The organism is Verticiella alkaliphila, from assembly GCF_018904615.1.
GTDB lineage: Bacteria > Pseudomonadota > Gammaproteobacteria > Burkholderiales > Burkholderiaceae_B > Verticiella > Verticiella alkaliphila.
In genome coordinates, this window is record NZ_JADCNH010000102.1 from 1 (window position 1) to 1,252 (window position 1,252).

The 1,252-nt window shown below is 68.5% G+C and carries 1 protein-coding gene; it reads left to right on the forward strand.

Going from position 1 to position 1,252, the window contains the following annotated elements; genetic code table 11:
• A partial coding sequence (gspD, locus tag IMZ29_RS22400) for a type II secretion system secretin GspD (RefSeq protein WP_216188478.1) occupies positions 1 to 1,206 on the forward strand: 1,206 nt, incomplete at its 5' end.
• Positions 1,207 to 1,252: the final 46 nt, after the last annotated feature.

Consider the following 1,252-nt stretch of genomic DNA (forward strand, 5'->3'; position numbering starts at 1 on the left):
CTCCGGGGCGCAGGCCTGGGCGGTGCTGGCGGTGCCGCAGGTGGCCTGGCCAACGCCCTGGGCAGCGTGGCGCAATCCGGCTCGGACGCGGGCATGGTCAACCTCACGGGCGGCGGCGCCAATGCCGGCGGCTCCGGTGCCGTCGCGTTCTCCGGGGGTGGCGCCACCATCCAGGCAGACCCGGCCACCAATACCCTCATCATCAACGCCCCGGCCCCGATCTACCGCAATCTGCGCGCGGTCATCGACCAGCTCGACGTGCGGCGTCCGCAGGTGTTCGTCGAAAGCCTGATCGTGGAGATGTCCAGCGACGACGCGGCCGAATTCGGCATCCAGTGGATGGCGGGCACGGGCCGCCTCGACGGCGGTCGCGGCGTGGTGGGCGGCACAAACTTCGGCGGCGCCGGCCAGAACATCATCGGCGTGGCGGCCAACCCCACCAACATGGGCAGCGGCCTGAACCTGGGCTTCGTGAACGGCTCGATCCGCGTGGGCGGCGTGCAGATCCTGAACCTGGGCTTCCTGGCGCGGGCACTGGAGACGCGCGGCAATGCCAATGTGCTCTCCACGCCCAACCTGCTCACGCTGAACAACGAAGAGGCCCGCATCATGGTGGGCCGCAACGTGCCCTTCGTGACCGGTCAGTACACCCAGCGCGGCGTGGACGGCATCAACCCCTTCCAGACCATCGAGCGCCAGGACGTGGGCCTGCAGCTGCGCATCCGCCCGCAGGTGTCCGAGGGCGGCACGATCCGCCTGGCCATCCACCAGGAAGTGAGCAACATCGATGGCGCGCTCACGGCCGCCATGCCCGATCTGGGCGTGGTCACCAACAAGCGCGAAGTGAACACCAACGTGCTCGTGGACGATGGCCAGATCATCGTGCTGGGCGGGCTTCTGGAGGACAACTCCAGCAATGGCCGCGAGCAGGTGCCGGGCCTGGGCGACATCCCCGTGCTGGGCAACCTCTTTCGCTACGAGACCCGCACGCGCCGCAAGACCAATCTCATGATCTTCCTGCGGCCTTACGTGGTGCGTGATTCCCAGGCGAGCGCGATCACGGCCCAACGCTACGACGCCATCCGCGGCATGCAGGGCATGAGCCTGCCCAGCGACCACTGGCTGCTGCCCGACCTGGGTACGCCCACGCTGCCGCCGCGCCTGCCAGGCGCGGGTTGGATTCCATCTTGCCGAACTTCGTGGTGACCAGGCCCAGCACGGCGAGCTTGTTCTTCGGCAGGAAGCGCAAGGG